General features: G+C 40.1%; 26 protein-coding genes. 25 read left to right on the forward strand and 1 reads right to left on the reverse strand.

The window, feature by feature from the left end; translation table 11 throughout:
- Positions 1 to 2 precede the first annotated feature (2 nt).
- From CH362_RS10040 to CH362_RS10125, 18 genes are all read left to right on the forward strand, one after another.
- Positions 3 to 1,781, forward strand: a complete 1,779-nt coding sequence (locus CH362_RS10040; protein ID WP_208859568.1) for an LIC_11548 family sensor histidine kinase — start codon at positions 3 to 5, stop codon at positions 1,779 to 1,781.
- Positions 1,782 to 3,125, forward strand: a complete 1,344-nt coding sequence (locus CH362_RS10045) for a sigma-54-dependent transcriptional regulator (RefSeq protein ID WP_100710204.1) — start codon at positions 1,782 to 1,784, stop codon at positions 3,123 to 3,125.
- Positions 3,118 to 3,957: a hypothetical protein gene (locus tag CH362_RS10050; protein WP_100710205.1), complete on the forward strand. Its 840-nt coding sequence runs from the start codon at positions 3,118 to 3,120 to the stop codon at positions 3,955 to 3,957. Before CH362_RS10045 ends, CH362_RS10050 begins: the two co-directional genes overlap by 8 nt.
- Positions 3,954 to 5,897, forward strand: a complete 1,944-nt coding sequence (gene priA / locus CH362_RS10055) for a replication restart helicase PriA (protein WP_100710206.1) — start codon at positions 3,954 to 3,956, stop codon at positions 5,895 to 5,897. The genes CH362_RS10050 and priA overlap by 4 nt, the downstream gene beginning before the upstream one ends.
- On the forward strand, positions 5,897 to 6,841 hold the full coding sequence (fmt, locus tag CH362_RS10060) for a methionyl-tRNA formyltransferase (RefSeq protein ID WP_100710207.1): 945 nt from the start codon (positions 5,897 to 5,899) through the stop codon (positions 6,839 to 6,841). Before priA ends, fmt begins: the two co-directional genes overlap by 1 nt.
- The gene (locus tag CH362_RS10065) at positions 6,838 to 7,842 is read left to right on the forward strand and encodes a PASTA domain-containing protein (RefSeq protein ID WP_100710208.1); all 1,005 of its coding nucleotides are present in this window, start codon (positions 6,838 to 6,840) and stop codon (positions 7,840 to 7,842) included. The genes fmt and CH362_RS10065 overlap by 4 nt, the downstream gene beginning before the upstream one ends.
- On the forward strand, positions 7,839 to 8,483 hold the full coding sequence (gene rpe, locus CH362_RS10070) for a ribulose-phosphate 3-epimerase (protein ID WP_100710209.1): 645 nt from the start codon (positions 7,839 to 7,841) through the stop codon (positions 8,481 to 8,483). Before CH362_RS10065 ends, rpe begins: the two co-directional genes overlap by 4 nt.
- A gap of 101 nt (positions 8,484 to 8,584) precedes the next feature.
- Entirely contained in the window at positions 8,585 to 8,851 is a 267-nt protein-coding gene (gene rpsP / locus CH362_RS10075) for a 30S ribosomal protein S16 (RefSeq protein ID WP_100710210.1), read from the forward strand.
- Positions 8,851 to 9,081 (forward strand): KH domain-containing protein, encoded by a 231-nt coding sequence (locus CH362_RS10080; RefSeq protein WP_100710211.1) that lies wholly within the window; start codon positions 8,851 to 8,853, stop codon positions 9,079 to 9,081. The genes rpsP and CH362_RS10080 overlap by 1 nt, the downstream gene beginning before the upstream one ends.
- Positions 9,074 to 9,592 (forward strand): ribosome maturation factor RimM, encoded by a 519-nt coding sequence (gene rimM / locus CH362_RS10085; protein ID WP_100710212.1) that lies wholly within the window; start codon positions 9,074 to 9,076, stop codon positions 9,590 to 9,592. Before CH362_RS10080 ends, rimM begins: the two co-directional genes overlap by 8 nt.
- On the forward strand, positions 9,582 to 10,250 hold the full coding sequence (trmD, locus tag CH362_RS10090) for a tRNA (guanosine(37)-N1)-methyltransferase TrmD (protein WP_100710213.1): 669 nt from the start codon (positions 9,582 to 9,584) through the stop codon (positions 10,248 to 10,250). The genes rimM and trmD overlap by 11 nt, the downstream gene beginning before the upstream one ends.
- Positions 10,247 to 10,681 (forward strand): 50S ribosomal protein L19, encoded by a 435-nt coding sequence (rplS, locus tag CH362_RS10095; protein WP_100710214.1) that lies wholly within the window; start codon positions 10,247 to 10,249, stop codon positions 10,679 to 10,681. Before trmD ends, rplS begins: the two co-directional genes overlap by 4 nt.
- 84 nt (positions 10,682 to 10,765) lie before the next feature.
- Entirely contained in the window at positions 10,766 to 11,458 is a 693-nt protein-coding gene (locus CH362_RS10100) for a ribonuclease HII (RefSeq protein ID WP_100710215.1), read from the forward strand.
- Positions 11,427 to 12,233, forward strand: a complete 807-nt coding sequence (locus tag CH362_RS10105) for a hypothetical protein (protein WP_100710216.1) — start codon at positions 11,427 to 11,429, stop codon at positions 12,231 to 12,233. Before CH362_RS10100 ends, CH362_RS10105 begins: the two co-directional genes overlap by 32 nt.
- On the forward strand, positions 12,221 to 12,484 hold the full coding sequence (locus tag CH362_RS10110) for an EscU/YscU/HrcU family type III secretion system export apparatus switch protein (protein WP_208859564.1): 264 nt from the start codon (positions 12,221 to 12,223) through the stop codon (positions 12,482 to 12,484). Before CH362_RS10105 ends, CH362_RS10110 begins: the two co-directional genes overlap by 13 nt.
- Positions 12,485 to 12,497: 13 nt before the next feature.
- Positions 12,498 to 13,682, forward strand: coding sequence for an HD-GYP domain-containing protein (locus CH362_RS10115; RefSeq protein ID WP_100710218.1), 1,185 nt, complete (start codon positions 12,498 to 12,500; stop codon positions 13,680 to 13,682).
- Between the two features lie 71 nt (positions 13,683 to 13,753).
- Positions 13,754 to 14,113, forward strand: a complete 360-nt coding sequence (locus CH362_RS10120) for a YraN family protein (RefSeq protein ID WP_100710219.1) — start codon at positions 13,754 to 13,756, stop codon at positions 14,111 to 14,113.
- A gap of 94 nt (positions 14,114 to 14,207) precedes the next feature.
- Complete coding sequence (locus tag CH362_RS10125; RefSeq protein WP_008590301.1) at positions 14,208 to 14,405, forward strand: hypothetical protein; 198 nt, start codon at positions 14,208 to 14,210, stop codon at positions 14,403 to 14,405.
- 30 nt (positions 14,406 to 14,435) lie between these two features.
- On the opposite strand, the gene CH362_RS10130 is transcribed toward CH362_RS10125, so the two are convergent.
- On the reverse strand, positions 14,436 to 15,971 hold the full coding sequence (locus CH362_RS10130; protein ID WP_100710220.1) for a YifB family Mg chelatase-like AAA ATPase: 1,536 nt from the start codon (positions 15,969 to 15,971) through the stop codon (positions 14,436 to 14,438).
- Between the two features lie 82 nt (positions 15,972 to 16,053).
- Between CH362_RS10130 and CH362_RS10135 the strand changes: the two genes are divergently transcribed.
- The 7 genes from CH362_RS10135 to CH362_RS10165 all read left to right on the forward strand — a co-directional run.
- A complete protein-coding gene (locus CH362_RS10135; protein ID WP_100710221.1) occupies positions 16,054 to 16,428 on the forward strand; it encodes a type II secretion system-associated lipoprotein in 375 nt (124 codons plus the stop codon).
- Entirely contained in the window at positions 16,397 to 17,410 is a 1,014-nt protein-coding gene (locus CH362_RS10140; protein ID WP_425269038.1) for a M23 family metallopeptidase, read from the forward strand. The genes CH362_RS10135 and CH362_RS10140 overlap by 32 nt, the downstream gene beginning before the upstream one ends.
- 86 nt (positions 17,411 to 17,496) lie before the next feature.
- Positions 17,497 to 18,390: a general secretion pathway protein GspC gene (locus CH362_RS10145; RefSeq protein WP_100710223.1), complete on the forward strand. Its 894-nt coding sequence runs from the start codon at positions 17,497 to 17,499 to the stop codon at positions 18,388 to 18,390.
- Between the two features lie 7 nt (positions 18,391 to 18,397).
- Complete coding sequence (gene gspD / locus CH362_RS10150; protein WP_100710224.1) at positions 18,398 to 20,188, forward strand: type II secretion system secretin GspD; 1,791 nt, start codon at positions 18,398 to 18,400, stop codon at positions 20,186 to 20,188.
- Positions 20,189 to 20,192: 4 nt separating this feature from the next.
- Positions 20,193 to 21,866, forward strand: coding sequence for a type II secretion system ATPase GspE (gene gspE / locus CH362_RS10155; protein WP_100710225.1), 1,674 nt, complete (start codon positions 20,193 to 20,195; stop codon positions 21,864 to 21,866).
- 11 nt (positions 21,867 to 21,877) lie between these two features.
- Entirely contained in the window at positions 21,878 to 23,104 is a 1,227-nt protein-coding gene (locus tag CH362_RS10160; protein ID WP_100710226.1) for a type II secretion system F family protein, read from the forward strand.
- A 23-nt stretch (positions 23,105 to 23,127) separates the two neighbouring features.
- A partial coding sequence (locus CH362_RS10165) for a type IV pilin protein (RefSeq protein WP_125169717.1) occupies positions 23,128 to 23,223 on the forward strand: 96 nt, incomplete at its 3' end.

A 23,223-nucleotide genomic window follows, 5' to 3' on the forward strand; every position in this document is an offset into this window, starting at 1 on the left:
GAATAGAAGAGGAGAATCGATATTATATTCGAGATCTTCTGATTTTATCCGGAGTGATCTCTTTAGCAGTACTCGCTGCTGAGTTAATCCATTTTAGAAATTCAGAAAATATAGATATAGTAGATCGGATGCTGATCTATGTATATTATACTGTTCCCTTAGTCGTATTATTCCTAGTCATTTCCTATTTTTATAGGAACCGTAGAAATTTAGAAACAGGCCGACTTAAAAGTTCCATTCGTTATAGACTTTCTCTTTCCTTTTTGTTCATTGCAATGCTTCCTTCCTTTCCCGTATTTTTACTCACTTCTAATGTAATAGGAAAAGTATTCGAAGGATTTTACGGCTTGGATATTGCCCAAGCACTAGAAGCGGGAGATCATTTTGTTCGAAAGGAATTGGACCTTGAAAAGAATAATCTATTAGAAAAAGCTAAATTATTCAGGAATTTAGTCCAAAGACAAAATCCGAACCCGAATCTACTCACAAACCGAGCAAATGAATTAGATCTGATTTCCAATCCCAATTATTACGTGGGATGGTACGAAAATAATATTCCTATTCTTGAAAATAGATCTTTAAAATTGACAATTTCACCTGAAGAATTTGCAAGTTTTGGATCAGAAGAAGATATTTCCGAAAAGCTGGCCTTAAGTCAAACTTTAGGATTTTATCTACTCAAGATAGATTCCTCTAATCCCGCAAAATTTTTGATATTAGGAAAACGTGTTTTTCAAGGAGAAGAATCCAGAGCATACTCTTTTATCAATACTCGAAAGAACTATATCACTGCAGATTTAGCAAAAGAAAAACTTCCTTATGAAGTTAGACTTACTATTACATTACTGACTGTATTTGCATTTCTACTTTCTATCTTCTTCTCACTTGTATTCGCTCGAAAAATTTCAAGACCGATCATAGATCTTGCAAACGCCACACAAAAAGTCTCCTTAGGAGATACTGATATCAATCTTCCACTTACGGAAGGAGGAGAGATAGGTGCATTGGTAGAATCTTTTAACCAAATGGTAAAAGATCTAAAATCCAAAAACGAAGAGCTGATGCATACCCAAAGGATTGCGGCCTGGAAAGAAGTAGCACAGAGAATGGCCCATGAGATCAAAAATCCTCTCACTCCAATCCAACTTTCTGCTGAAAGAATAAGAAGAAAATTAAACTCAAGTGTCCCTGAAGAATTCCAAGAGATCGTAACCAAAGGAAGCGAAACTATAGTCGGTCAGGTAAAAATTTTGGAACATCTGGTAAATGAATTCTCAGAATTTGCGAGAATGCCAGCACCTAGATTGATCAACCAACATCTGGAACCTGTCGTTCTAGAAAGTGCAAAACTTTTCGAACATACACCTGGGATCCAAATAGAACTCAACTTCGCCAAAAATTTGCCTGAAATCTTTTTGGACAAAAAACTGTTTTTAGGGATCATGAACAATCTTTTCAAAAATGCAGTGGAAGCGATAGAAAAGAGAAGACAAAGAGGCGACTCAGGATCTCTCCAAGGAAAAGTCCGTATTTCCACTATGCTTGAAAAAAGGATCATGAGACGTTCAGTGGTTTTACTTGTGGAAGATAATGGGATAGGAGTTTCTCAAGAATACAGATCCAAGGTTTTTGAACCTTATTATTCCACCAAGGACGAACATGTCTCAGGGATAGGACTTGCAATCGTCCAAAAAACGGTGATCGATCATAACGGTCATATTTCTATGGACTCTTCCGAATTAGGCGGATGTAAATTTAGGATAGAACTTCCGGTAGCTTAGATGAGAATATTCATAGTAGACGACGAACCGGAAATCCGTAAATCCCTCCAAGATATTTTGGAAGATGAGAATTATGAAGCGGAACAATTTTCATCCGGCAAAAACTTCTTAAAACATCTTAAGATAGAAAGACCAAGTTTAGTTTTATTAGATGTTTGGCTTGGAAAAGAAGACGGTCTTAGTATTTTAGATGAGATCAAAAAAATTTACCCAACTGTTCCGGTTGTTATGATCTCTGGACATGGCACAATAGAACTCGCCGTTCAAGCCACCAAAAAAGGTGCTCTAAACTTTTTAGAAAAACCTTTATCCATCGCAAAAGTTTTAGAAGCGGTAGAAGAAGCATTAGTATATTCAGAAAAATGGGAATCTTCTGAAATCAAACTAGAATCAGATGAAATTTTAGGAAATTCTCCTGCCATCCAAAAAGTAAAATTCTCTATAGCTCAGGCTGCAGCGACAAATGCCAGAGTGTTTATCTATGGAGAAAATGGGACAGGAAAGGAATTAGTTGCTAAAACTATATTCAAAAATTCTAAAAGAAAAGACCAACCATTCGTGGAAGTCAACTGCGCCGCTCTTCCGGAAGAATTGATAGAATCTGAACTTTTCGGTTATGCAAAAGGAGCATTCACTGGTGCCACAGACACAAGGATCGGAAAATTCGAGGCCGCCAACGGAGGCACCTTATTTTTAGATGAGATCTGTGATATGTCCTTATCTACCCAAGCAAAAGTGCTTCGCATCCTACAAGAGCAAAGATTTGAAAAGTTAGGAAGCACAGAACAAGTTTCTGTGGATGTTAGAATTATTGCCGCCACAAATATCCCAGTAGAAGAAGCGATCAAAGAAGGAAAATTCAGAGAAGATCTATATTATAGATTAAATGTAATCCCAATCGTAATTCCTCCATTAAGAGATCGTAAATCTGATATTCCATTACTTGTAGATCATTACGTCAGACAAACAATCTCTGAGAATAACCTTACCCCTAAGATCATTGAAAAAGAAGCGGTTTCCATTTTAGAAAACCATTTCTGGCCAGGGAATATCAGAGAACTAAAAAATGTGATCGAAAGACTTTGTATCATGACTGTAAGCGATATTATCCGAGCCCAAGATGTTAAGGACTCCATGACAGGTTTCGTAAAAGCAAACGATCTTGTGAAAAAAGGGGACTTCAAAAAAGCAAAAGAAGAATTTGAGAAACAATATATTCTAAAAACATTACAGACAAACGAAGGAAATGTTTCCAAAACTTCCAAGGCACTTGGAATAGAAAGATCTCACTTATACAGAAAAATGAAATCTTTAGGAATACAGGCGGAGGATATCCATGACTAAGCCTGGAATTTTTCAGGAACTAAAGGGAATTCTACAGGACTTTAAATTTTTAGTCCAAAAAGGAGAATTCCCAATCATACGCAGACAGGGAGAAAAAGATCCCGGCGATCTTGACCTGGAATGGAAAGATTCTTGGGATTGGTCCTCAATTGGATCCAAAAAGGAAACATCTGTCCCTGGGATACAAATGAGGATTCCTCCTAAAAAAGAGGACAGAAACTTCTCCTGTAAATTATGCTCCGATAGACTTAGCGCAGTCCGCCATTTTATCATCAGAGGTAGAAAGAAAATATTAGTACTCCATTATACTGGTGAAACAATCTCTGGAAAAGAATCTTATGTAAAAACTTCTCCTTTAAAAATTTTTAGGACAAGCGAAGCAGAAGATATATTCGACAGAATGATCCAAAAAGTATTTGGATTTACTATGAAGGAGTTCTATTTCCAAGAATTCCCAGGATGTTTATTTTCCCAAGACAGATCTAATGAAGAAGATTGGAAAAGAAGAACTCAAAATTGCAAAGTCCAAGTGCAAGAAACCATCCAAGAAGAAGGGATCCAAGGAATTATACTCTTAGGCGCTGCTGCAACTTTATATTTTGGAAAAGAAGAAGCACTCAAACAAATGGGAAAAACTTTAGAATTCCAGCTCGGGGTCCCTATGGTAGTGCTTCGTTCTCCTGAAGCGATTTTGGCGGCAGAACAAAAAAGAAAGTCCAGCAAAGCCGATTCTACAGAATTCCAAGAAGCCAAGAAGAAGGAAATAGAAGTCAAAGAAAGTATCCTCTCCCAACTCGGGATCTTTCATCAGGAGATTAAAGAAAAAATTTGATCCAATACGCAGAACTAGCCTTCGATCTTCCTATCTTAGAAGACACATTTACTTACGAGGTTCCTCCAGGCGCCCAAGTCGGAATGAGGGTAGAGGCCAAACTTAGAGGAAGAAAAGAAGAAGGGATCATATTATCTTTACATCATAATGAACCGAGCTACGAAGTTCTACAAGTAGATCGGGTCATAGACAAAACTCCAATCATCAACGATGAACAGATTGGGCTCGCATATTGGGTAAAAGAACAATATCTCGCATCACTTGGGGAATGTATCCACAAGATGATCCCTTCCGGAAGAAGACATTCTAAAGTAAAACTTACAGAAGGACTCACTGCCTCCGAACCTTTTAAATTAAATGAAGAGCAAGAAAAAGCTTACCAAAACATCAAATCAGATTTTGGAAAAGATTCTATACACCTTTTATTTGGAATTACCGGAAGTGGAAAAACAGAAGTATATCTACATTTGATCCGGGATATTTTGCAAAACTCAAACAAAGGAGTTTTACTCTTAGTTCCAGAAATTGGTCTGACCTATCATATTATACGTAAATTAGAAGCGGTCTTTCCTGGACAAATTGCATTATTACATTCTGCTTTGAAGGTATCAGAAAGATTCAAAGCATATACGGACCTTCTACAAGGCAAAAAAAGGATCGCAGTAGGAACAAGATCCGCTGTGTTTGCACCCATCTCAAATTTGGGACTGGTCATCATAGACGAAGAGCATGATGGATCTTTTAAAGAACATTCTACTCCAAGATATCATGCAAGACAGGTTGCTTTACAAAGATGCAGACAGAATAAAGCAGTCTTAGTTTTAGGATCAGCAACTCCTTCTTTAGAAGTATATCATCTTGCTAAAACAGGAAAAATTGGCCTGCAAATCTTAACCAAAAGACCTGGAACTGCTAAACCACCAAAAGTTCGGATAGAAGAAAATAAAAAAGATGCAAGGTTACTCGGTTCTGAACTTACATTTGCAATTAAGCAGAGATTGGATAAAAAAGAACAGGTCATTCTACTATTAAACAGAAGGGGATACAGCCCCTTAATTTATTCCGAAAAAGAAAAAACGTACATTCCATGTCCGAATTGTACATCTCATCTATGTTATCATAAAAAAGGTACCGTTATCTGTCACCTCTGTGGCTTTTCGGATTCTCTCCAAAGATTGGAAACTAAATTGGGGGAAAAGCTGATCATGATGGGAACGGGTACCCAAAAATTAGAGGAATTTCTGTTAGAAACTTTTCCGGGTGCAAAAGTAGAACGCCTCGATCAAGATTCTATCCAAGACAAAAGTGTTCTTACGGACGTGATAGGAAGACTGGTTGATGGTGAGATAGATATTCTCACCGGAACACAAATGATTTCTAAAGGTTTAGATGCTGCTCGAGTCACTCTAGTTGGAGTTTTAAACGCAGGGATAGGCTTAGGGCTTCCCGATTTTAGGGCTGGAGAAAGAGTATTTTCTCTTTTAACTCAAGTAGCGGGAAGAGCGGGTAGATCCGATCTTGCTGGAGAAGTTTTGATCGAAACAAATACTGTAGATCATCCTATTATTCGAATGGCATTAGACCAAGACTATATTCGATTTTATGATTCAGAGATCAAAACAAGAGAGGAACTTTTTTATCCGCCATTCTCCAGATTGGTTCGTATCTTATCCAGATCCAAGGATGAAAGTCTTTCTCTCAAAACAATTGAAGAAGTGCACCAAGTCCTAAAAAAACATTTGCCTGAACCGAATACTGTTGTGTTAGGCCCAGCTCCTTGTCCTTTCTATAAAATAGATGCAAACTTCAGAAATCATATACTCATCAAAACGACTGTGCAAAACAAGTGGAGAGAGATCTTAAAAAAGGAGATCAGGCCACTTAAAATTTCTAAAAACGTTTACCTGGAATTGGATTTTGATCCATTGGATCTTGTCTGATGAAAATTGCATTTTTTGGAACCCCAGAACCTTCTGCTAAACTTTTGCAGGCATTACTAAAAGAGCCTGATATCCAAGTACAATTCGTAGTCACAAATCCGGATCGTCCTAAAGGAAGAAGTAAAACTCCAGTCCCAAGCCCAGTTAAAGAAGTGGCACTTGCAGCAAATCTTCCTGTATTCCAATACGAATCCATCAAGAAGGAAAAACAAGAAGCTCTCCAAAACTTATCCAAGTTTGATGCGGAACTCTATGTTGTATTTGCTTACGGTTCTATTCTTCCTAAGGAAATTTTTTCTTATCCTAAATTCGGTTCTATCAATCTACATGGTTCCATTCTTCCGGATTTAAGAGGTGCTTCTCCAGTCCAAACTTCTCTTTGGAAAGGTTATACTAAATCTGGGATCAGCATCCAGCATCTGGGAGAAAAAATGGATGAAGGCGATATTATCCGCATCCATGAAGTAGATGTAGATCTGGAAGATGATACCGGATCTCTTATGGAAAAGATCACCCAAGCAGGGATCCAAAGTTTGATCCCTCTTTTGAAAGGCCCAAGGACTTCTCCTTTTGAAGCAATTCCCCAAGATAACTCCAAGGCAACTTATTGTACTAAAATCCAGGCAGAAGATAGAGTCCTGGATCTAAAACTTTCTGCTATTGAATTGCATAATCGAATTCGTGCTTTAAGTCCGGATCTGGGCGGATATTGCCGTTTTAGAGATAAACGAATGGTTTTATGGAAAACAAGGCCGGTAGATTTTTCTGAAACTTCGATTCATCCTGGTAAATTGAAACGAATGGACAAAAAGGCCCTTATTTTCCAGTGTGGAGATGGCCGTTTCTTAGAGATCCTTTCCGTTCAACCGGAAAATAAAAACAGAATGACTGTTGCGGATTTCATGAATGGTTTCCGTATTTCGGACGAGGATCGTTTCGAGTGACCAAGGAAGAACTCCGCTCTAAATATCTCCCTATCGGGGGTTACTTTTTTTTCATCGCATTCGGCTTAGTAGTCTTCTTCATAGCCGCCTTCTTAGTTGTATTCGTTCGTACCAAAAGCTCCACAATGGTAGTGATGCCTGATGTGGTAGGTAAACCGTACAACGAAGTGCATAACGAATTAATGCGTCTCCAGTTGAAAGTCAGATTGGAGTCCAAACGTTATCCGGACAAAACAGATGGAATTATAATCTACCAATCCATTCGTCCTGGAAGAGAAGTGGAAGCAGGCTCCAAAGTTTCTCTTACAGTCAATATTGGTTTAGATCGAATTGATATGCCTAACTTAAAAGGGCAAAGTTTAGTCTCCGCTAAAAACTCCATGGAAAAAGTTCTTTCTGGAGAAACTTACGTTTCTTTAACATTGGGTGGGATCACCTATGTAGAAGTGAAAGAAGGAGAACAACCTGACACTATAGTGGACCAAATCCCGGAAGCTGGTAAAAATATTACCGCAGGTGAAAAAGTATTCTTACTGGTTACTAAACCTTCTACCAAGAAAAAGGAAGGTGAGCCTCAAGCAGGATTAGAATTTAAACCTGGTGATTCTTTCGCATTCGCTCAAAGAGCTTTAGTAAGGGCAAAAATTTCCTCCAAGGCAGAAGTGGTGGTCACCAAATTTCGCCCTGATAATGGAAAAATTGAATCTGTCCAAAAAGTTGGGAATGAATACAAGTTTAAGGTATTTTATTTCGAGCCGGAAGATAGGGTAGAAAGTGGATACGAAAGTTTCGTATATGAAGCTCCTGAAAACGGAACCTATTCTTTAATCGTAAAAGATCAAAACGACGAAACCAAACAAATTGAAATCAGCGCTCCCACAACCTACCAAGAGGGAGAAAAAATCCAGACTGTCTTTTACAGAACAGGAGACGTGACACTGGTTCTTTTGGACGATAAAGGTTCGAAAGTAAAATCCAAAGACTACGAGAACGAATTTTGAAAATCTCTGCTTCTATCCTAGCCACCCAACTTACAGCACTTGCAAATACAGTTCCTAATTTTAAAAAAGAAGGAATCGACTTAGTCCATATGGACGTGATGGACGGAAATTTTGTGCCTCAGATCAGCTTCGGAGAAGCGGTCAATAAAGAGATCAAAGCAATGACTCAGATCCCACTGGACGTTCACCTAATGGTGGAGAAGCCAGAAAATCATGTCCCGAAATACTATGAGCTGAATCCTTACTGCATTACTTTCCATGCGGAAACTACTCGTTTCCCAATTCGTTTAGCTCAGGAAATAAAGAAGAATGGACCGAAAGTGGGAGTTTCTTTAAACCCCGGGACTCCAGTTTCTGCATTGGAAACACTTCTACCTTATATTGATCTAGTACTCATAATGACTGTTGAGCCTGGATTCTACGGACAGAAATTCGTGGATGGGGGAATGGACAAGATCAGAAAGGTCAAGTCACTCATCTCTAATTATCCGATCGAGCTGGAAGTAGATGGGGGAGTCAATGATACGAATATCAAAGAACTCTCTCAAGCTGGTGTGGATATCTGCGTGGTGGGTGCCGGTTTATTCAAATCGGGAGACCCGAGCGAGAATGGTATCCGCTTAAAAGGCCTAGCAAAGTAAGTCTTTTATTAAATATTGACAGCCGGGCTTTCCGGGAAATTATGGCGTATTAGGCAAACCCATGCGGTGAGCCATCCTTATTTATTCGAAGGAATTTTACTTTGGTTAAGATCAGACTACAAAGAACCGGAGCCAAAAACAACCCTCACTACCGGGTCGTGGCTGCAGATGCCCGTTCCCCTAGAGACGGTAAATTTATCGATATTCTTGGACACTATCACCCGGCAGAGGTGAAAAGCCAAACAGTCCTGGATAAAGAGAAAATTATAGGCTGGCTCAGCAAAGGTGCTCAACCTACCGGAACCGTTCTGAACCTCATTAAACACGAGGGGATCTGGGCGGAATATAAACAATCTCTGAAGAAGTAATGGAAGAGCTGATCCGCTATATCGTTACTTCTCTAGTAGATCATCCTGAGGAGATTTCCGTAAAGGAAATCGAGGGCGACGAACAAACCGTCCTAGAACTCCGGGTTTCCCCGAAGGATGTGGGGAAAGTGATCGGCAAGAATGGTAGGATCGCAAAGTCTTTAAGAGCGATCTTAACCGCAGCCTGCATCAAAGCCGGAAAAAATTTCTCCTTAGAAATTATTGACTGAGACTCGAATCCTAACCGGACATTTAGGAAAACCCTTCGGACTGAAGGGTTTTGTCCGACTGGTTGCAGAGGACAGTTCCGTCCCGGAACTCAAATTTCCCCTCCAAGCTATATTAGAATTTCCATCTAGGGAACCTGTTCCCATCAAGATCCTCAAATCTTCTATACAATCAGGAAAGATACTTTTACAATTAGAAGGTATCAATTCTCCAGAAGAAGCTTCCTCCTTAACAGGCGGAAAACTGTATATCGATCGATCTCATTTTCCCAAATCCAAAAACGAAGAATATTATCTATTCGAGTTAAAAGGCCTAAAAGCTATCTCTGAAGATGGAAAAGAACTTGGTTGGGAATTGGTCGACATCCTAGAAAATCCGGCACATTCTATTCTAGTCTTTCAAACAGAAGATTCCGAGGTTTTAGTTCCATACGTGGAAAAGCATGTAGGAAAAGTGATCTTAGAAGAAGGTAAGATCGTTGTCATAAGTCCTGAGGATTGGAATGAAATTTAATTTTATTACCTTATTCCCCACAAAAGTCCAGGCTTACTTTTCAGAAGGACTACAGGAGAAGGCGATCCAAAAGGGAGTATTCTCCGTTAATATTGTACATCTTAGAGACTTCTCCAATAATAAACATCTAAAGGTAGACGACACTCCTTACGGCGGTGGTCCAGGAATGCTTTTAAAAGTAGAACCTATAGACCTTGCATTAAAGTCATTAGGAGAAGATAGAGGACTCGTAATTCTTACTACACCTTCTGGAATTCCATTCGATCAGAACGTTGCAGAGAAACTTTCTAAGCTCGAAAAACCAATCACTCTTATATCAGGATATTATGAAGGAGTGGATCACAGGGTAACAGAGCATCTTGTTGACATAGAACTGTCCCTTGGAAATTATGTAATTTCAGCCGGAGATTTGGCTAGCCTCTGTATTACAGATGCTGTGTCTAGGCTTTTGCCCGGCTTTTTAGGCGACCGAGAGAGCCTGGAAGAAGAATCTCATAACGAAAGGGATATTTTAGAATATCCACAATATACGAAACCTTCCGATTACAATGGCTGGAAGGTTCCTGAAATTCTCTTGGGCGGAAACCACGCGGCGATCGAATCTTGGCGCAATGCCAATCGAAAGAAAGTCGACCCTGATATTACGAGGAATTTATGAAAGAACTTTTAAAAGGCGGACTTCCTACAGAAGCAAATCGTACCCTGAACTTTAATGTTGGGGACACTGTAAAGGTCCATTATAAAATCCAAGAATCCGGCAAGGAAAGGGTCCAGGTTTACGAGGGAGTTGTAATCTCCATCTCCAATGGCGGAAACGGAAAATCTTTCACTGTTCGTAGGATCTCTTACGATGTAGGTGTTGAGAGAGTATTCCCACTTTATTCTCCTCGTATCGCTAAAATTGAACTAGTTCGTAAAGGTAAGGTTCGTCGTTCTAAACTATTCTTCTTAAGAGAACGTTCCGGAAAATCTGCTCGTATTCGCGAGTTGAAAGGCGGAAAAATCTTAGTGGCAGAAGATAGAAAACGCCAAACTGCAGAAGAAGCAAAAGCTGCTGCTGCAACTGCGGAAACTACTCCAGCAGAATAAGAATCTTTAATAGTGTTGCGGCGGAATTCTCTGCCGCAGCTTCTCTCTTTCTCCTTTTTACCCCCTTCCTTAAAACTAAAACCCATGCTTCTCGCAAATTTTGAACCGGAAGAATTGAAATTTTTTTCTGATCATCTTCCTTGCGGGATAGACGAAGCCGGAAGAGGACCGTATGCAGGTCCACTATCCGTAGGAATGGTTTCTTTTTCTCCAGAGGTTTTAGAAAAAATCTATGCTGGTCAGATCTTAAAAGGACTGAACGATTCCAAAAAACTCTCTGAATCCAAACGTGAATCTTTGTTTCAAGAAATACAGGAAACCGCCCACAGAGTCGCCCACGCATTCTTATCTCATACCTATATAGATCGTTACGGGATCAACAGGGCAGTATTAGAAGGTATACTGAAATGTTATAGAAAGGCCTCTCAAGCTCCGATAGAAAGTAACGGAAGAAAACTTCTGCTCTTAATCGACGGAAACTATAATTTTTCCAAATACAAGGAATCGGAAGAGGTAAAACGCCAGTCTTACTATTATAAAAAAGGAGATTCTAGGATCGCAAGTATCGCGGCCGCATCCATTATCGCAAAAGTAAAACGAGATCGTTTTATGAAAGCGATTGCTCCCAAGTTTCCAGGCTATGGATTCGAAGGACATAAAGGATACGGAAGTGCGGGACATGAAGAAGCAATCCGGAATCTGGGACTAGCAAGAATCCACAGAAGGTCTTTCACTAAAAAATTCCATGCTTCCGATTCCTCCACCCAATCCGATTGATAAAAACCAAAATCCTCAGGTCCGAAAGACGGATAGAGTCCCAGAATCTCATCAAATCTCATTTTTAGTCGGCTCTTCTACCAAACTCCAAAATCCAGAATTATTCGAAGGCGAATCCAAAGAGGCTCCATTTTTCAGGGTTTGGGTCAAAGAAGGTACCAAGGACGGAAAGGCAATACTTCTCTGGAAAGGAGAAACATTAGAAGCCGAAACTAAAACAAGTCTTCTCACAGGAGAACAATTACTTTTATCCCGGACTTTAAGTGGTAATAGTTCAGAATGGAAAATACAGGAAAGGAAACTAACGTTAGAAGAGGACGATTCTAAAATATTTTCTCCCTTGGAAAAAGGACTCACTGGAGTTTTGGAGAAGGTACTACATAAAGAAGAAGGTCCTATTACCGAAGATAGTATCTTGGCCTTCCTCAAAAGCTATTTTCCTCATTTTGAATGGAAATCGGAGACTCCCTATTTCGAGTGGGAATGGGAAGACGGAAATGCGGAAGCATATTTGGGTGGAACCGATCCGGGTCGTATATTTGTGCTCTTTATGGAGACCAAAGAAGACGGCCCAAGTTTGTACAGGTTCCACTGGAAAAAAGAAGATGCATCGGACCTGATTCTAACTGCTATTTATACTAGTTCTAAATTGTACTTGCATATAGGTCGGAATCGTAAAAAATTCATGCAGTTCTTGGAAGAATCGGGAGTTAGATTCCAGGAACTCAGGATACAATATAAGCCCTCTTTACAGAGAAGGGAATGGACTGCGTGAAATTCGGAATCGCCCTAAAATTTACACCGAACGAAAATAAAGGCCCCAAAATCCTAGCCAAGGGAGAAGGCCTATTAGGTGAAAAGATCAAGGGTGTGGCTAAGAGACACGGAGTTCCTATAGTGGAGGATGCTCCTTTGGCCGAGGCACTTTCTCCGATACAGGTGGGACAAGAAATCCCCGAAAATTTATACAGAGCGGTTGCGGGTGTTTTTGCTTTCGTACTCAGCCAAAAAGCGGAAGCAAATTAAGGGAATTTGAAAAATGAAAAAATTGAACGTGTCCGAATTGAAGCCGGGTATGAGATTTACAAAGCCCGTCTATCTGGACAAAGAAAATCTGTTCATCACTTCCAATACTCCGATTACTGATTCGGACTTGGAACGTTTGAAAAGATTTGGTATCACTGAGGTATTAACTCATGGTGATATCCTAGTCATCGATGTGGATCCTGAAAGATTGGAAACCCAATTAGAGGATTTTATCATTAGCACCATCGTAGACGAGGACCTTCTTCCTTTGAAGGGGATCTATGATAACCTGAACCGTATTAAGGTACAATTTTCCAATTTATATAAAAACACTTTCGCATTAGTACAAGACGTTTATAGAAAAGTTGCAGACGATAAGGTATTCGATTTTGGTCCAGTGAGAGAACAGGGAGAGGCATTAGCTGACTTTGTAAGGACCCATAATAATCTTTCTTATCTGATCCTTGGAATGAATAACCCAGGGTATTATCTATATAATCAGATTACCACTTCCACATTCTACGCTTTGATTATAGGAAAACTTTTGGACTTTTCCCGTCCTAAAATGGTAGATCTTGCAATTTCCTGTTTAGTAGCGGATGTGGGAATGACCAAAGTTCCTGCAACCATTTCCGAAAAGACGGACCAACTCACCGACGAAGAGTACAAATCCATTTTAAAACATACTATCATAGGTTATCAGGTATTGACCCAAAGGATCAAAATTAAGAATAGCTTGGCGGTTGTGGCTTTACAACACCATGAACGTTTTGATGGAAAGGGTTATCCTCAGAAGATCGCAGCCACTGCAATCGAAGAGAATGCTAGAATTTATGCAATCGCTGATAATTTCTCTGCATTAATTACAAATAGGCCTCATAGACAAAGAGTTCTCCCTCACGAAGCAATCAAGTCCATGATCAGTATGGATGTGGGTAAGTTTGACCTAAAAATCGTGCGCACATTCCTAAACCAAGTCTCCTTGTATCCAGTAGGTTCTTGTGTGGAACTTTCAGACAAAAGAGTAGGGATCGTTCTTGCTGCAAATGCAGACAAACCTTTAAGACCTTCTATCCGTATTATAAAAGACGAATATGGGACTTTTGTGAGAAACTTGGTATTAGTGGATCTGGTGAAAGAAAATCACTTGTTCATTGTCAAAGCCCTCGATCTGCAAGAAGCCACTGCAAATTCTTAAAATTTTTTAGGATCTATACTTTTAGATCCTAAATATTCTCTCCATTCTTCTTTTCAAAAACAGGTCTTTATATGGGATCTGCATCTAAACGAAAAGTGCTAAAAGGAAAAGAAGGAGAAAATATTGCTGCGGAACTTCTTCATGAACAAGGCCATAGGATTTTAGAAAGAAACTTCCGGATCCGAAAGGGAGAAATCGACATAATCAGTGAGAAAGAAAACGTCCTTTATTTTACAGAAGTGAAGTACTGGGCCAGAACTTCTCCGCTTCACCCCTTGGAAATATTCACTCAAGTCAAGATCCGAAGAATGAAAACGGCAGCTCAGTATTATTTGAGCAGGAACGTTTCCTTTAGAGATCATTTTGTCTCCTTCTCCCTGGCCTTAATTACTGAAAAAAGGGAACTGAAATATTATCTTAATCTATTCTAAAACAATCGTTAAGCGATTTGAAAAACGAGTCGATTTTCGAATTGTCTGCGGGTTCTCAAGGATGAGGACCTTAAATCGTTACAAGGAAGTAACTATGAAAAGCATCCAAATTCTCGGCAACTTGGCCGGGTCCGATCCATTCGGGCCAGACCCAGTGATTCTGAGAAAACGAGGAGTTCCAATCAAGAAGCGGAAATTCGAGGACTATAAGAAGAAGATCGAGGACGAAAACTACATTGATTTCGCAATCGATAAGATCGCTATGGAACTCTCGCATTTCCTGTCAAAGTAACCACAAAAATAAAACCGTCGAAAGAACAAATTAGGTTACGGCCCTGTTTTCCGGAGACCATCCGGAATTCAGGAAAACAAGGGCCTCCTCCAAATTCCTCAAAAGAACATCCTCAGAACCTTCTAAATCTGCAATCGTCCTCGCCACTTTTCTAAAATGAGCCGCCTTACGAATGCTGAACTTTTGTTTGTGAACCGCTTTCCAAAAGTTGGATTCACATTCCTTGGAAAGAGGGATCATTCTTTCTACTTCTTCTCCTCTTAATCTTCCATTATAGAGTTTTCCTGTTTCTCTGAATAATCTTCTGCGCTGCATGTCTGCTGCAGACTGGATAGAATCTCGGATCGATTTTAAATTTATGGAAATTTTATCTCCATCAGTACTTCCAGAAAACCCTAGATGATAGAATATTTCGATCCGATCTAAAAACGGTCCGTTAAATGTAGATTGGTAGTTTCTGATACTTGCAACACTACATGTGCATTCTTTTATTAAGCTTTGGTAATATCCACAGGGACAAGGATTGGTAGCGCCAATAAACAAAAAAGAAGCGGGGTAGGTGATAGAACCTCTGATCCTGGAAAGTGTAATCTTTCCTTCTTCCATTGGTTCTCTTAACGCTTGTAAATTTCTAGAATGGAATTCAGATAGTTCGTCTAAGAATAGTATTCCGTTACTGGACAGGGAAACTTCTCCCATTCTTAAACTACTCGAACCCCCAACGAGTGAGATATCTGATGTTGTATGGTGAGGGCTTCTAAACGGCCTTTCTACTTCAGTGTCTGAAAGTATCTCCTGTAAAGAATGTATTCCTAATAATTCTATTCCTTCCTTCTCTTGGATCCTAGGAAGAAATCCGTAAGCCAATTTTGAAAGCATTGTTTTTCCAGCACCCGGTGGACCAGACAGCAAACAATGATGAAATCCTGCACTTGCAATCTGAATCGCTCTTATCGCAGGCAATTGACTTTTATGAAATTCAGATTTCCAAGGAAGAATATCTGATCTGATTTTTATCTCACCTTTTGATTCAGGTTTAATTTCTCCTTTAGCCAGAGAGACCAAATCTTTTAGATGAGAGATTGCATAGATCGGAAATTTTCCGAGTATGGAAGCTTCTTTCCTATTTTCAAAAGGAACAACCGCGGCAGTAAAACCTAGGTTCGCAAGGCCGGAAAGTATAGGAAGAATTCCCTTTAATGGTCTTACAGAACCATCCAGTCCCAATTCTCCTAAGAAGAGAAACTGTTCTAGTTTTTGAGAAGAAGGTAATTGCTCCGTTAAATACAAAATCCCTGCCGCGATTGGAAGATCTAAGTATGTCCCTTCTTTTTTTCTGCCAGCAGGAGCAAGATGGACCAAAATATTCTGGAGAGAATATTCGAATCCACTGTTCTCTATCGCAATCCTGATCCTATCGGAAGATTCTTTGATGGAAGTGCTCGGAAGTCCTGTGATCAGGAACCTTGGGATCCCTCTTTTGATGTTGATCTCTACGGATACTGGAAAGGGAAGCATTCCCTCCAGGGAGGCTCCCAAAAATTTGGTCAGTTTACATGTCTCCATAACCTGGACATGTGCGGAAAAATTCGGGCCTCGCGCTTTTTTTCTAAAAACTAGTTTATCACTTCCGGACGTTCAGTAAGTTATGCATGAAATGGTGCGATTCTTCGCTTTTTTACTGGCTCTATTTACCATACAGTGTGGGGCCAGACTGATCAAAAAAGAGAAGTTATTCGAGATCAACGAACATTACCAAGATAAGATATACAGCCTCAAAAAAGACACAAAAGTCTCTATGACCGAAACTTTTAAGAAGGGAATGTTGGTCCGAATCTATATCGAATCGACTCCTTCCCTGGTTAAAGTAAAATGTTTCCCTGCAGACCAGAAAAGGGAACATGCTATCGGCAGGCTGATTGCCTATCAGGTGAACGATGATTTAGATAAAAAGACCATCAGTATAGAGGATTTGGATAAGATCGTTGCAAATGAGCTCACGGAATATAAAAAGAAAAAGTAGCCGTCGTTCCCCCCTAGGTTCAAGAAGGCATCCCGATGCGGCCGATATTAAATATGTGAAACGGACGATTCTTTGCCTTCCCATTATATCCGCCATGGTGGCTTCGGCTTTATCGGCCGATCCTCTCAAAAATTACGAAAACGCGATCAACGATTACGCGAATAAGGACTCTTCTTTTTTTACAGATAAAGAAGAACGTAAGATCAAACAATTATTCTCCCAATCTCCGGAAGAATGGCAAGAAGACAAATATTCTTCTCTTAGCTATAATAAGGATAAATCCAATCTGGAACTTCCTTCCTTTATTAGCATCAATCCAATTGTTTCTTCCAAGATAGTTAGCCAAAGCGGCTTTATTATAAAATCCTATATTGTAAAACCTAAGGATACTTTATTCAGGATTGCTAAATCCTTAAAGACCACTGCTGCTAAAATTACAGAAGCAAATGGTTTAAATAAAGGTTCTGTTTTAAAAGTAGGGCAGAGCTTAAGTGTTCCTGTAAAAGTGGGAAATGCTTCTCGCCAAAAGATAGAATACAAAAGAGTATTCATCACTCCAGTTTTAGGTGCTAGATTTTCTTCCAGATATGGTAAAAGAAAAGATCCATTCCACACAGGCGGAGGAGGTTACCATACAGGCATAGATATGGCTGGCCCTCAAGGAGCACCAATACTCGCTTCCGCAGATGGAGTAGTAAGTTTTGCTGGAGTTAACGGCGGTTACGGAAACTCAGTCATCGTAGATCATCCGAACGGCTATAGAACCATGTATGCGCATTGCGCTAAAATTACAGTGGAAGAGGGAACGAAAGTGAAAGCTGGCACGGTCATAGGTGCCGTAGGTCGTACAGGCTCCGCCACAGGTTCCCATCTCCATTTCGAGGTGTTCTATAACGGAAAAAGGATAAACCCTGAGGTGGCACTTAGGAAGACCTTAAAAATTGTTACAAACCTGGACCCAGGCAAAGTAGCAAAACTTTAATAACCGATCATCTTTCAAAAAGCCGAGACCATAGTTTGAGGTCCGGCTTTTTTAGAATGATTCCTTGAGAATATCCGAAGGGCGCAATGAACGCAATTTTTATCGAATTCAGAAAACATACATTCTATGTTCTGATCCCTGTCGTGATATTTTTCTCCTTCTCTCTGGCATATCTTTGTAGAGGGATACTTCTACTTTTTTTGACCCCTAATGTGCAAACAGGTTCCTCCACTTCGGCGCCAAGAAGACCGGTCGCAGAAAATTCTATCACCATCGAAATGTCCAAGGAGATGGTAACTGGTTCTTTATTTAGGGGGAGTCTCGCTCCTCCTCCTGGAGAAACTCCTGCAGGTGTAGACGGAACTCCTGGAGCTCCTCCAGATACCGGAGAAGGCGAGGAAATGAGGATCACAGGAACCTTAAGCGGTCACTGGAGCTTTGCCAGAGTTACTATTTTAGAAAAAGGGAAACAAAGCGCGGAAGAATTCGCAATGGGGGACGCGGTTGGAGGATATAAGGTAAAATCCATTCTACTGAACCATGTAGTTTTGGAAAAAGGAGGCCAATCTCTCAAAGTGGAGATAGGCCAAACACCAGGAGAAGCCAGGGCTAAATTAGGAGCTCAGGCTGATGTCCCTGGAGGTCCGCCTGCTGCCGATACAGTTCGTAAAATTCTGTCCAGACAGGATGTGAATAGGAAATTAGCGAACGTAGCTGAACTTTATAAGGGAAAGTTTGGTCCTTATTTGGAAAATAACACGATCGCGGGTTACAAAATTTACAGCATCGGCAGCGATCATATTTTTTATTCTTTGGGAGCTAGGACCGGAGATGTGGTGCGACGGGTAAACGGAATGCCCTTAAACGATACGGTGAAAATGATGGAAATATGGAATTCCTTGAAAACGGCCGATAAAGTATCCGTAGACGTAGAGAGAATGGGCAAGATATTGTCCTATGAATTCATCATCCGGAATTAAAGATTAAATGCGCAAAATAGATTTACGATCCAGATATTTAAGAAACGCAACATTTGCGTTTTTACTTCTTCTTTCGGTGAATGAAGATGTATTTTCCCAGGCTTCTAAAAAGGGAACTAAAAGAAGTGCGACCCCGCCTGCAGAAGATACAAGGGAAAAAACCTTTTATGCTAACTGGAGAGATACAGAACTTAATGATTTTCTAAAAGGGATGAGCGCGATCCTAAAGAAAAACATTCTTTTGGATGAAAGTTTAAAAGGTAAGAAGATCACAATCATCTCCCAAAAAGAGATCCCAATCAAAAATGCGTTTCCATTCATGAAAGCAGTTTTGGAATCTATGGGATTTGCGATCGTAGAAGAAGTAGATCTGATCACTATCGTAAAATTAAAAGATGCACTTGCCAGATCTCCTTATGTGAGAGTAGGTAAGGATCCTATTCCTGAAACGGAAGCATTAGATAATCGTATCATCACACAGATCATTCCGGTAGAAAATGTAAAACCGGAAGAATTAGAGCCTATCTTAAAAAGATTAACTTCTCCTAATACAGATATTATTGTTTATAGAAATACGAATACAATCGTACTTTCCGGTTCTACAGCAGACATTAATAAACTTCTCACTTTAGTAAATGAGTTAGATGTAAGACCGGATGAATCCACACCTGGAGCAGTTTCTTCTGCGGGTGATGTTCATATTTATACTTTAGAATTTAATGAAGCGGAGAAGATAGCGGCTACTCTGATCAAATTGGATAATCCAGTTGTTGGAGACCAACCTCTTCCAAGTGGAACGCCAGGTGCACCGCCTCCTCCTGCTCCTAAAGTAGAAAAGATCAAGGCAGTTGCTCATAAAGAATCTAACTCAGTCATCGTAACTGCAACTGAAGCAGAATGGAATGAGATCCGTAAAATTATTCGAGTTTTAGATGCTGCCAGAAAACAAGTTCTATTAGAAGTATTGATCGTAGAACTTTCTTCTACAGATACTAATGACTTCGGTATTGACTGGAGATTCCAAGGACAGGGTCCTTATAGCCAGTTCAACTCAGGACTTGCCAAAGAAGGAAATATCATTAACTCCAGTGGTAGGATCAACCCGAACCTAAACACTTTATCAGGTTTCTCTCTTGGTTTCGTCCAAGCAGGTGCGCAACAGATCTTAGGTATCTTAAGTGCAAACCAAGGAAATGAAAATTTCAACGTATTGTCTGCTCCACAAGTTCTCACATTGGATAACCAAGAAGCTGAGATCAACGTAGGACAGGACGTTCCAGTTAGGACCCAAAGCCGTAACGCAGGTCTCGGTGGCGCAAACGCAGTGACTGTGGACAACTACGAATATCGTCCAACCGGTATTAAGTTAAAATTCACTCCTCACGTGAATAAGAATAACCGTATCACATTAGATCTTTTACAAGAGATCAAAAACATTGCCTCTATCGCACTCGCGGGAGGAAACCCAACCTTCAACAGAAGGGAAGTGAAGACTACTATCACTATAGATAATAGACAAACGATTGTGATCGGGGGTTTGATCTCCAACGATAAACAAAAACGTCTGATCAAGATCCCGTTACTCGGAGATATTCCTTATCTAGGTTGGATCTTCCGTAGAACTACTGAACAATTAAAAAAGACCAATTTAATGGTTTTTATCACTCCACATATCTTGGATAATCGTGAACTTGCTGATAAGATGACTGTTAAGAAGAAGTTACAGCAAGAAAGATATGAAATTGAAAGGGAAAGGGTTCTAAACAAGGAAGCCACCATTAAGGAACGCGGAGAATAATACATTGAAAACTCTAGGTGATATTCTTGTAGAAGACGGGGTCATATCCGCCAAGGATCTTGAAGACTCTCTCAAACTACAAAAAAAGAATCATTTACCCCTAGGACATATTCTTCAGAAAAAAGGGATCGCCGGAGAAGTAGACGTTCTCAAGGCGATGGCCCGTTTATACAAAATGGAATTCAGGGAAAAACTGGATTTCAAGGGAATGGAAGAAGTTTACGACCGTATCCCTCTAAAACTCATCCAAAAAAGTAAAATAGTTCCATTCGAACTAAATAAGAAAAACGTTAAAATTGCGGTGTCTGATCCTACGGATCTTCACCCAATGGATGATGTTCGCTCCGCATTAAAAGAATTTAAAATAGAATTCATACTCGCTCCTGAACCGGAAGTGATGAGACTTATTCACTCCCAATTCGATACTACCTCCGCTGCCGCGAAGGATATGTTGAATGAAATGGAAGGTAGTTTCTCGGAACTCGCAGAAGGTTTCGACAACGAGACAATAGACCTTTCTGATGATGCTCCCATCATCAAGATGGTGAACGTGATCCTTTCTCAGGCAGTAAACGAAAGAGCTTCGGATATTCACGTAGAACCTTACGAAAAAAGTCTAGTGGTTCGATACAGGATAGATGGTATTCTTCATAACGTATTAACTCCTCCAAAATCTTATCACGCTGGTATCACCTCTCGTATTAAGATCATGTCCAACCTGAACATTGCAGAGAACAGATTACCTCAAGACGGTAGGATCAAACTTAGACTTGCGGGAAAGGATGTGGACATCCGGGTTTCTACAATTCCTTGTCAGTTCGGAGAACGTATCGTTATGCGTCTCTTGAATAAAACCGACCAGAAATATTCCCTCGAGACAATGGGATTTTATCCGGATCTTGTCAAAACACTTCGTACTCTTATCTACGAACCACACGGTATTATCTTAGTAACTGGCCCTACAGGATCCGGTAAATCCACCACGTTATATTCTGCTCTTACAGAGTTGAATACTGAAGAAAGAAATATCATCACCTGCGAAGACCCAGTGGAATATCAGATTGATGGTGTTTCTCAAATGCAGATGCAGGAGAAGATTGGACTCACATTTGCAACAGGACTCAGAGCAATTCTACGTCAGGACCCTGACGTGATCATGGTGGGGGAGATCCGGGATGAGGAAACTGCAAGGATCGCAATCCAAGCTTCCTTAACAGGTCACTTAGTATTCTCTACTTTGCACACGAATGATGCCGCGTCTGCCGCAACAAGACTCGTGGATATGGGAATTGAACCTTATCTTATTACTTCTACAGTATTGGGATTTATGGCCCAACGACTTGTAAGAACTATATGCAAAGAATGTAAAACTTCTTATAAGCCTACACCTCAGGAATTGGAATCTATCGGAATTGCCAAAAAGGATCTAAAAGGCGGAGTTTTGTACAAGGGAAAAGGTTGTTCTCATTGTATGAACACTGGGTTTAAAGGAAGAACAGGGGTTTACGAACTTCTGATCATAGACAGTAAGATCAAAAATGCAATCCTAGCCGGATCTGATACGAATAAGATCAATGATGTTGCCTTAGAAAGTGGATTCGCAACCATGAGAGATTATGGGATCCGAAAAGTATTGGATGGAATCACAACCCCGGATGAAGTCCTAAGGGTTACTTAAGTTTTCCTTCCATGGCACTTTATACTTATACTGCATTTAACAAAAAAGGAAAGGAAGAGAAGGGGATTATAGATGCCCCCAATATCCAATCCGCAAGAGCTAAACTTAAATCCAAAGGTTTTTACGTTCGTCAAATTTCCGAAGATGCGGAAAGAAAGGACAGAGAACTTTTTCCATTCTTAGCAAAACTTCTTTATAGAGTTCCTAAAAAGATCATTGGTCTTTTTTCCAGACAGCTCGGAACTCTTTTAGGTGCAGGAATTCCTCTAGACAAATCTCTTTCTAGTATCATTGAACAAACTGATCACGAAGTTTTCAGAAAAGTAGTGATCGCAATGCAAGCGGATATTACGGAAGGAAGTTCCTTATCCGATTCGATGAGAAAACATCCGGATGTATTTCCAAATCAGTATCCTTCTCTTGTTTCCGTAGGAGAAAGAACTGGTGATTATGAGACTGCACTCATGCGTCTTGCAGAGATGGAAGAAAAAAACCTACAACTAAAAGGCAAGGTCACAACAGCGCTTGTATATCCTGGAATTATTTTCTGCCTTTTACAGATCGTAATCATATTCCTACTTACTACAGTTGTTCCTCAGATCGAACATCTATTCATAGAGTTCAATGCTACACTTCCTTTAATTACTCAGATCGTGATTGGAAGTTCTAGAATTCTAACCGGATATTGGTTTTTGATCTTTCCCATGATTGGCGCTGGAGTTGTTGGCTTCTTCTTTTATAAATCCACTCCGGAAGGTAAGGAAAAATGGGAGAAGTTCGTTCTTAGGATCCCGATCATCCGAACCCTCAATAAAAAAGTACTTATATCCAATTTTGCGAGGAACCTTGGAATCCTTCTTACAAACAGAGTACCTCTGATTATTTCTCTCCAAATTGTAGAACAAATCGTTAACCATTCGGTTTTTGGACAAGAAATACGAAATGCTTGCGAAAGAATTCGAGAAGGAGAGAAACTTTCTGCTGCCTTCACTGGGTCAGAGATATTGCCGCAACTAGTTATAGGTATGATGTCCGCTGGAGAAGTGTCGGACCGAGTTCCTGAGATGTTAAATAAACTCGCAGAGATTTATGACCAAGAAGTGGATTCCGCTTTGAAAAATGCAACCCAAGCAATCGAGCCACTGATGCTCGTTTTTATGGGTTTTGCGATCGGTATCATTATGGCGGCGATCATTGTTCCGATGTTCAGCTTGACCCAGAATTTACAAGGTATATAACAATAGAAATAGGAGAACCGACTTTGAAAACGGGAAACAAACGGAGAAAAGGATTCACTCTTATCGAATTAGCGATCGTTGTCGCCATTTTAGGTGCTTTGATGACTATCATTCTAGTC

The organism is Leptospira saintgironsiae (assembly GCF_002811765.1).
Lineage (GTDB): Bacteria > Spirochaetota > Leptospiria > Leptospirales > Leptospiraceae > Leptospira_B > Leptospira_B saintgironsiae.

Excerpts from the sequence above, each read along its gene's own strand:
- CH362_RS10120 (WP_100710219.1), top strand. The coding sequence starts at position 13,754 with ATGGGATCTGCATCTAAACGAAAAGTGCTAAAAGGAAAAGAAGGAGAA.
- fmt (WP_100710207.1), top strand. The coding sequence starts at position 5,897 with ATGAAAATTGCATTTTTTGGAACCCCAGAACCTTCTGCTAAACTTTTG.
- CH362_RS10160 (WP_100710226.1), top strand. The coding sequence starts at position 21,878 with ATGGCACTTTATACTTATACTGCATTTAACAAAAAAGGAAAGGAAGAG.
- CH362_RS10125 (WP_008590301.1), top strand. The coding sequence starts at position 14,208 with ATGAAAAGCATCCAAATTCTCGGCAACTTGGCCGGGTCCGATCCATTC.
- CH362_RS10080 (WP_100710211.1), top strand. The coding sequence starts at position 8,851 with ATGGAAGAGCTGATCCGCTATATCGTTACTTCTCTAGTAGATCATCCT.
- CH362_RS10140 (WP_425269038.1), top strand. The coding sequence starts at position 16,397 with ATGAGCTCACGGAATATAAAAAGAAAAAGTAGCCGTCGTTCCCCCCTA.
- CH362_RS10045 (WP_100710204.1), top strand. The coding sequence starts at position 1,782 with ATGAGAATATTCATAGTAGACGACGAACCGGAAATCCGTAAATCCCTC.
- trmD (WP_100710213.1), top strand. The coding sequence starts at position 9,582 with ATGAAATTTAATTTTATTACCTTATTCCCCACAAAAGTCCAGGCTTAC.
- CH362_RS10100 (WP_100710215.1), top strand. The coding sequence starts at position 10,766 with ATGCTTCTCGCAAATTTTGAACCGGAAGAATTGAAATTTTTTTCTGAT.
- gspD (WP_100710224.1), top strand. The coding sequence starts at position 18,398 with ATGCGCAAAATAGATTTACGATCCAGATATTTAAGAAACGCAACATTT.
- CH362_RS10130 (WP_100710220.1), bottom strand. The coding sequence starts at position 15,971 with ATGGAGACATGTAAACTGACCAAATTTTTGGGAGCCTCCCTGGAGGGA.
- CH362_RS10105 (WP_100710216.1), top strand. The coding sequence starts at position 11,427 with ATGCTTCCGATTCCTCCACCCAATCCGATTGATAAAAACCAAAATCCT.
- rplS (WP_100710214.1), top strand. The coding sequence starts at position 10,247 with ATGAAAGAACTTTTAAAAGGCGGACTTCCTACAGAAGCAAATCGTACC.
- CH362_RS10110 (WP_208859564.1), top strand. The coding sequence starts at position 12,221 with ATGGACTGCGTGAAATTCGGAATCGCCCTAAAATTTACACCGAACGAA.
- CH362_RS10050 (WP_100710205.1), top strand. The coding sequence starts at position 3,118 with ATGACTAAGCCTGGAATTTTTCAGGAACTAAAGGGAATTCTACAGGAC.
- CH362_RS10115 (WP_100710218.1), top strand. The coding sequence starts at position 12,498 with ATGAAAAAATTGAACGTGTCCGAATTGAAGCCGGGTATGAGATTTACA.
- CH362_RS10135 (WP_100710221.1), top strand. The coding sequence starts at position 16,054 with ATGCATGAAATGGTGCGATTCTTCGCTTTTTTACTGGCTCTATTTACC.
- CH362_RS10145 (WP_100710223.1), top strand. The coding sequence starts at position 17,497 with ATGAACGCAATTTTTATCGAATTCAGAAAACATACATTCTATGTTCTG.